The following is a 7496-nucleotide window of genomic DNA, read 5'->3' as shown; positions in this document are numbered from 1 at the left end:
AACTGGCTCCCAAATGCTTGATATCAAGGCTTTTGAGAAGAGTCCAGAATCAATTCCTTGTCCTTTTAAAAAAACGCCTGACGCGTTCAAGCTTGGATTTTATTGAAGGTGGAGCGTTCATCTTGTGGATCAGCGCAGGATGCTGAATATTTTGCTGATCGATAAGTACGAAGGTTTTAAAAGTCTCTGCGCGGGAATTGTGAAAAGCTAATAGTTTTGTTATCTTATTTATTAAGGATGATAGGTTCATTTGCATTAAACATTGTTGTTTATTTTTAATAAAATAGCCTCTCTTTCGGATCTTTTAAAGCCCCTTCAAAAAAGTGAGGGGGAGTATGATAATGAATACTGCTTGGACTTTAACGTGCAAAAGGTGTCCTTGGGTATCTATGATGATATCTCGTTTCCAACTTTTAACTTTCTTCGCTCCTTATTTTTTTTGGCCTCAATCCCATGGGAAAATTTTGGGCTAGTATAAGCTATAATTGAATAGGTATATTAAATTATATTAAGTTTTTTAATGCCATTGATTTTTTCTTTAAAAAAATTAATGCAACTTCTTCATGTCCCTGCAAATAAAAATCTAGAAGGCTTTCTTTGTCTGAAATATCTCGGTAACAATAGTAATTTTGTTATACCAACACTAAATAAAAAAATAATTTTATCACATTGCTTCATCTTTTTGATCGCGTGACTATACTATCTAATGTGCAAAGAGCTTTGTTAGGAAGCTAGGAAGCTAGCTAAAAAATTAACTATACTCCTTCCTTCGAAAACTAAACTTTAAAAGAGAGTTATAGTAAATTAATTTAAAATTTAAAGATTAGAAAAATCTTCTAAATTGTAAAAAAGTTTATCAGGTAGCATTTATTTTATCCTCAATCTATCTTTCCGTATCAGCATAAAATTTTTTTATAGGACTTAAACCAGCTCAGCAAAGTAAAAGAAAAACACCGAACATCCAACAGATTTATTCCAACTAGTTTTTTATTACGGTCTAGGTTTTTGTGATCGATATTTTTACAAAAATTCTACTACCAGTTCTTCCAATTAAACACCTTTTATTAATTTTCTATTTTTCGCCCATTCTTCAGTTAATTTTCCATAGAACATAAAAGATTTTTTTTTCTAGAGTCTGTAATCATTTTATTAATCAAACACCATACTAACAAGAATCTCCAAAATCGGAATGGGTAATCAGCTTATACTGTTTAGGGGAGGAGTTTTCCCACAAGGACTCTAGATCAAATATTTTTCTTGTGTCCTCCAAAAACAGATGAACAAAGACTGACCCAAGGTCCAAAACAATCCAAGTGCTTTCCTCATTACGTCCTTGAATACGTACTTCTCTTTTGTGCATTTTTGCCCACGCCATTAATGCATCACACACTGTAATCATATGCCGCGAAGTACGACACTGTCCTATAACAAAAAAATCAGTAAAAAAACATCGGTCTAAAACATCGATCGAAACGATGTACTCTGTTTTTTTGTTTTCCATGATTTCAAAGATCTCTTTCAAAACAGCAACCATTATCATCTTCCTTTTTGATTTTTCAATATATTTTGAATGCGATTTGTGTCTACTTCTACCTGATATTGTTTTACTAATCCTTGCACATAGCTGCCCCAGGCCCTGTTTTTCCATTCTTCTTGAAGTAATTGCTGAATTTCTTTTAATTGTTCTGACGTTTTATAAAGTACTTCTATATTTTCTAAATACACAAGCAATATTTTCCCTTTTTCTTCTATCACTCGAAATTCATGAAGTGCAACTCTAAAAGCAACATTTAAAACCGTCTCTGGAATTTCTTTATTAGGACTTAGCCAAGTGCTATAAGCTTTTTGCATACTTTTAACTTTTGTTTTGTCTTGGTCTTTTAGCGCTTTTTCTTTTGCTAATTTTTTTTGAGCTAATTTTAGCCAACGCGCTTTTAATACAGGTTTTGCTTCCTCAAAACTTAACACCCGTTCTGGTTCAACACGCTGAACTTGGATTACGTAAGTTCCTTGACTATCTTGTAAGATTTCAGGATCACTTTTTGGCTTCATCATCGTTACTTTACTGTATGCTGTATTTCTAAATTCTGGAGTGCTTTTTTCCGAGAATAAAGCATTCACATCCTTTGGTCGTTGAACGGAAACAACTTTATACTGAAGATTCAATTTTTTTCCAATTTCTTCAAGAGACTTTCCTGTACTAAGCTCTTCTTCTACTTCGATCATCTTCTTATCACTTTTTGGGTGAAAAAAAATCTGTAAAGCCACAACGTATTTTGCAGAAGGTGCTTTGATTTTTTCCTTCTTTTTATAAAAATCTTTTAACTCTTGTAAAGTAGGAGAAGGAATTTTTTTAAAATCAGAAATTTTGTACTCTCTCCAACGTATTGTTCTTCTTTGAGATACAGCTTCATCAATACAATTTTTTAAGATACCTGGAACATAAAACTGTGACATTACTGCTCTTTTTAATCTTTGTTTTGAAACGCGTTCCTTTTCAAGGGATAAAAATTCTTTCAATCCTAGGGATAAATTTTTTAACGTTTCTCTAAATTTTCTTTCTGAAAATTGTCCTTTTCCGTCTTGAAACTCAGGATATCGCGCGATAAGCTGCTTAATATATCGGTCAGAAACCTGAAAGTCCAAAGATCGAATTTCTTCCCTTAGCGCAACATCCTTGACTAGATCTTCCAGTATATACTGCGTTTCATTCTGAGAAGGAAGCATAGAAAGCGCACCGGAAGCTCTTAACACTGAAAACGCTCGAATTTTTTGCAGAAATAACTTTTGAAATTCCTGTTCGTAAATCTTTGTTTTCCCTACTGTGATGATGGGACGATCCCAAAAATAAGAAATTTTTATGAAAGGAGACCCCATGCTTAGAGCAACTGCTAAAAGAGCAAACAACCCAACAACAAAAGGAGAATTTTTTACTTGGGACATTACAGCAATACACTTTCACCAATTTTCATAAGGATATAGCGTTCTTTAAATAAAATCAACTCTAAAACCTTATCTTAAAAAACCGAAACCTCCTTCCTCCCTTACGCAAAAGATCTAACGACTATTCTTAGTAAGGAAAAGCTTCCCCAACTTGTTTTTTATAAAAACATTTGGCATATCATAATCTTGGCAATGTCAATCATATCGCAAGCTGCCCCCCTTAATGTATTGTCTGAACAAACCCAAGCAGACAGATGATGGGGACTAAGCTGACGAATCCTTCCCACAGAAACGACAAACCGTCCCTGTATTTCTTCTGGGGTTAAATAATTGTTTGAAACTTCTACATGGGTAGACTGATTCCAGATGTTTTTTACTTTTTGTATGCAAAACGGGCGTTCAAATTCTGCCCATAATGCTGAAGCATGCCCTTTCAGAACAGGAACTCGTACCGCAATACTAAAAATCGGGCAATCAGTTTGCAAGATACGCTGTAACTCTTTTTGAATTTTTTCTTCTTCACTGCTCTGTTCTTGCGTATCAAAATCACCTATCTGCGGAATTACATTAAAGCCAATACTTCTTGGAAAATAATGAGTGTTTACACATTGACCAGATAATTTATTCTTAGTTTCCATAAAACATGCTTCTACCCCTTGCTTTCCTGCACCAGACACCGATTGATATGTGGAAATATACACGCATTTTAACCCATATAAATGATGAATAGGAGCAAGCACGCAAGCAAGAGGGCTTACAATACAATTGCTATGACTACATAACCGATCTTCTTTCTTCAGTATTTTGTGATTTACGCCGGGAACTATCAATGGAACTAGGGGATCTAATCGACGCCAAGAACTTGAATCCACAACCCGCGCTCCGGCGTGCAAAGCTTTTTCGATCCAAATCTTTGAAACCTCTTCTCCTGTAGCAAATAAGCACAGATCGAAATCGGAAAAATTTGCTTGCTCAATAGAAGAAACATTCAAAGATATACCTTCTATCGAAAGCTCATGAGATTTTGAAGCAAATAAAGAAATAGACCAACAATCCGTATTTTTATCATCCATTATTAACTTTAACACAGTGCGCCCAACAAGTCCGGTAGCACCAATAAGAGCAACGCGCACTTTCTTGCTTGAATCGTGAATCATATCTACAAAACCTCGTCGTGTTGTACAAAAACTTTGGTTACTATACGCCCCTAATTACCCTTAAATCCCCGAAAGAAATTTAGAACACTCTGTCGTTTTCTACACATCACGGAAAAAGAATAAACTACCTAGTTTTATACGTTTCATTCAAGCAGATCCGGAAACATTCAACATTTTTTCTTCAAATGTCTTCATTTTTCGTTTTATCATAACATCTTCGTACAAAATACTTAAAGCAAACTTTTTGAGTATCTCTAACACATCTTCCACCGGAGTATGCCGCCACAATAAATAAGTCTCCCATGGCTCTGATATGGAAGAATCTTCTTGGCAGTGTATATGAAATTTTTCTAAACTTGCCTGAGACACGTCTTCACGAACCTCTAGTACCAAATCTTTTACCATTTTTCTAAGCATCATGTATCCAACGCTCCATGCTTGCCTTCCATTATCTACAGCCCAAAGAACGTTACTTCGCCCACAGTGTTTTGAAAACAATACCTGGAAAAGGTTCCAGTAATGCGCGCGAAAAGAAGCGCCCGCATGAAGACCGTCTAACAAAGCCACTGTTGCCCTTAGCGGAGTAAAAGGTCCTGGGGCCGTAAAAGTAGCAACATGAGACAAATTTCCCCTTTCAATGCCTTGAGTATATATTGATTGAACTAGAGACGCGAGCTCTTGATCTGCATGATCTTGATTATAGTGTGATTGAGTAATCAGGTGCACTCGAGAAGAAAGATCCTCGAAAGAAAAATCTTCTTCTCCTTCTTCATCAAACTCCCAAAGAGCCACCATAACAAAAGGAAATCCTATGAATGTTAAAATCGACGTTTTTTGGGGAGTACTCATTTCCATTCCTCTATAATTTTTTTTATACGACCAAACTGATAGACACTTTTAAGCTTTTCTGCACGAATAATTGCCATTATCTCGCAAGCAGCCATTAAAAAATCATCATTAAAAACAACATAATCATAATAAACCCATTGATGCATTTCAATGGAACTTGCAGCAAGGCGACGAGAAATAACTTCGGGAGAATCTTGCCCACGTTGTTCCAATCTGAATTTTAGCGCATCTTGACTTGGCGGAACTACAAAAATACTTACAATTTCTCCGTTTAATGCTGTGTGGGATTTTAGTTTTTGCAATCCAACTTGATCTAAAGCACAAATAACGTCCTTTGACTGATTTAAACACTCCATCATCGGATCCAAAGGAGTACCGTAAAAATGATCATGGATCTGAGTCCATTCTACAAAACGGGCCTGAGTTTGATAAGCTTGAAAATCTTTCTTTGAAACGAAAAAATAATCTTTCCCTTCTTGTTCGTCAGGACGAGACTGCCGCGTGGTCATAGAAACTGATTCTTGGATATGATCCAACGAAGCAGCTATATGCTTACACAAAGAAGTTTTTCCCGTTCCCGAAGGTGCAGAAAGAACAAACACGATTCCACTTGAATTTTTATTTTTAAGCATTCACTAAATATGAAATTAAAGTATTCATCTAAAAAAAACCTTCGGTATTATACCACAATTTATTTTTTAAAATCAACTTGCAGAAATAAAAAAGTTTAGAAATCAGAAAAACTTATGCGCCAAAACTTACGCTTTTACGTTTAACGTGCAATTTATTTTAGAACTCTAAATTAAATTTCTCTTTGCTGCTTTGAATTATTTTCTAGTTTTCCCTTGTTCTCTTTTCAGCACCCGTTAATATTTAAATTATGCATTTTAAAAAAGAAATCAATAGCGTCGAAAAGCCCGTTAAAATTTAGCATATCATAATCCATCGCCTTATACTCGTCAAAAATTTTTCTACGGGATTGGGATCCAGAGAATAAAGAAGGGGGGGAAAATCACGCTACATCCGACTGATTCAATAAGTTTTTTGCGATTTACGAAATTGTGAATTGTCTAAAATCACAGCTTAACCTCTTTTATCAAAGCATGCTTTCCCCATGCTTGAAAACATTCTGTATTACATAAGCCCATAAAACATACTATTATATCACTTATCAATCCAACAATATTTTATACGTTCTTAATATTTTTATTCTTTTTACCAACGAGCTTTTCACTTGTTTTTACTCCAGAATTTATCTATAGCTAAAACATCATCAAAAGAATATGACAATGGAGTTGTATAAAGTTATAATTATGTAATAAATTATAGTAATTAAATTAAATGCTAGAAGATGCAGGTCATACTTTTCTTTATTTTCCTCCTTATTCTCCGGACCTCAATCCTATTGAGAAAAAATGGGCCCAAGCCAAACATATAAGAAGAACATTAACTTGTTCAATTGATCTCTTATTTCAATTCCTTATCTCGGAATCTTTTTATACTGGTGTAGTTATAGTAATTTAGGTTGAATTAGATATTTTAAAGAGCCACGAAATAGCGTCGAATAGGGCGTTAGAATTTAGTTATATTATCCACCTCTTCATATTAGCCCAGAATTTCTCTATTGGATTCAAATCAGGAGGTAGAAAAATTATACTGCATTTTACAAATTATTTATGAAAAGAGGCATTATCCATAATAACACCTTGACCAGGCTTTAGTTTCTTGATCAAAAAATTTCCTACCCAAGTCCGTTAAATCCCATTGGTGCTATCGGCGTGTTATTAACCAAACAGGCAATACTATTTGTTCTTTGATACTATTTCCCACTCTTTTTGCCAACCAACTTTTCACTTTTTCTGCCCCAGCCTTCTGTCTTTGCACATAGCCATATCAATGCCGCTTTCATCAATACAAGACTTGGATAGCTATATATTTGATCGATTCTTGATACTGACTTCGCTTTTATTTGCTTCCTTCCACGTACGAAAAGTCTTTTTTTTATAGCTATACTCATGCTGAATGAAATTGTTTAAAAATTTAATTGTATCTGTTAGTAATTTTTCTTATTCAAAGATTTCTGACAGAAGAAGATCGTGTTGCGTTAAGAACCGACGCGTAGAAGATAGGATTAAGGCAGTTTTGTTATCCGACAAAGGATGGAGCTCGTCAAATTGCTAAGGCTCTTCTGATTGACGATCGTAAAAGAGTATAAGGAGGATCAAAAGTTAACGGTGTAAAGCAAGAGCTCTGTGAGCAAGCGGAATGTTTCACAAACAGCAGAACTTATCGCACATTTGAAAAGCCATAACGTATATGAAAGTAAGCGATATTTGCGGCTCATATTCTTGAACCCTATGACTGCGCAAAGCAAGACGTCGTGGCTACGCGCACATAATTTTTCATTTAAAATCCAGCAGCACAGCCCACAAAGGCAGAGCCAGCCAAACAGGAATCGTTTATTCATTATTACGAGACAGTGATGACAACACCGCCATGGATCTTATCGACCGCGTCAATGACAACTTTCAACGCATTAGTCCAACA

The 7496-nt window shown here is 35.2% G+C and carries 7 protein-coding genes; 2 read left to right on the top strand and 5 right to left on the bottom strand.

What is annotated here, in order from left to right; all coding sequences use genetic code 11:
• Nucleotides 1–1165 precede the first annotated feature (1165 nt).
• The 5 genes from rsfS to gmk form a co-directional block, all read right to left on the bottom strand.
• Entirely contained in the window at nucleotides 1166–1534 is a 369-nt protein-coding gene (rsfS, locus tag K737_RS01870) for a ribosome silencing factor (RefSeq protein ID WP_024161366.1), read from the bottom strand.
• A gap of 2 nt (nucleotides 1535–1536) precedes the next feature.
• Nucleotides 1537–2943, bottom strand: a complete 1407-nt coding sequence (locus K737_RS01865) for a peptidylprolyl isomerase (protein WP_006300177.1) — start codon at nucleotides 2941–2943, stop codon at nucleotides 1537–1539.
• Between the two features lie 158 nt (nucleotides 2944–3101).
• Nucleotides 3102–4100, bottom strand: coding sequence for an aspartate-semialdehyde dehydrogenase (locus K737_RS01860; protein ID WP_006300175.1), 999 nt, complete (start codon nucleotides 4098–4100; stop codon nucleotides 3102–3104).
• A gap of 147 nt (nucleotides 4101–4247) precedes the next feature.
• Nucleotides 4248–4949 (bottom strand): hypothetical protein, encoded by a 702-nt coding sequence (locus K737_RS01855; protein WP_024161365.1) that lies wholly within the window; start codon nucleotides 4947–4949, stop codon nucleotides 4248–4250.
• Nucleotides 4946–5581 carry a guanylate kinase gene (gene gmk, locus K737_RS01850; protein ID WP_023491729.1) on the bottom strand — a complete coding sequence of 212 codons (636 nt, stop codon included), beginning with the start codon at nucleotides 5579–5581 and terminating at the stop codon, nucleotides 4946–4948. Before gmk ends, K737_RS01855 begins: the two co-directional genes overlap by 4 nt.
• Before the next feature lie 709 nt (nucleotides 5582–6290).
• Between gmk and K737_RS11840 the strand changes: the two genes are divergently transcribed.
• Both K737_RS11840 and K737_RS09930 read left to right on the top strand, forming a co-directional pair.
• On the top strand, nucleotides 6291–6473 hold the full coding sequence (locus K737_RS11840; RefSeq protein ID WP_006300167.1) for a transposase: 183 nt from the start codon (nucleotides 6291–6293) through the stop codon (nucleotides 6471–6473).
• Nucleotides 6474–6971: 498 nt separating this feature from the next.
• Nucleotides 6972–7130 (top strand): hypothetical protein, encoded by a 159-nt coding sequence (locus tag K737_RS09930; protein ID WP_161630406.1) that lies wholly within the window; start codon nucleotides 6972–6974, stop codon nucleotides 7128–7130.
• Nucleotides 7131–7496: the final 366 nt, after the last annotated feature.

Origin of the sequence: Holospora undulata HU1, assembly GCF_000388175.3 — a bacterium.
GTDB lineage: Bacteria > Pseudomonadota > Alphaproteobacteria > Holosporales > Holosporaceae > Holospora > Holospora undulata_A.
This window is presented reverse-complemented; position numbering and strand designations above follow the sequence as displayed.

Coding starts and splice junctions, on each gene's coding strand:
- K737_RS01865 (WP_006300177.1), bottom strand. CDS start 2,943: ATGTCCCAAGTAAAAAATTCTCCTTTTGTTGTTGGGTTGTTTGCTCTT.
- rsfS (WP_024161366.1), bottom strand. CDS start 1,534: ATGGTTGCTGTTTTGAAAGAGATCTTTGAAATCATGGAAAACAAAAAA.
- gmk (WP_023491729.1), bottom strand. CDS start 5,581: ATGCTTAAAAATAAAAATTCAAGTGGAATCGTGTTTGTTCTTTCTGCA.
- K737_RS09930 (WP_161630406.1), top strand. CDS start 6,972: ATGAAATTGTTTAAAAATTTAATTGTATCTGTTAGTAATTTTTCTTAT.
- K737_RS01855 (WP_024161365.1), bottom strand. CDS start 4,949: ATGAGTACTCCCCAAAAAACGTCGATTTTAACATTCATAGGATTTCCT.
- K737_RS11840 (WP_006300167.1), top strand. CDS start 6,291: ATGCTAGAAGATGCAGGTCATACTTTTCTTTATTTTCCTCCTTATTCT.
- K737_RS01860 (WP_006300175.1), bottom strand. CDS start 4,100: ATGATTCACGATTCAAGCAAGAAAGTGCGCGTTGCTCTTATTGGTGCT.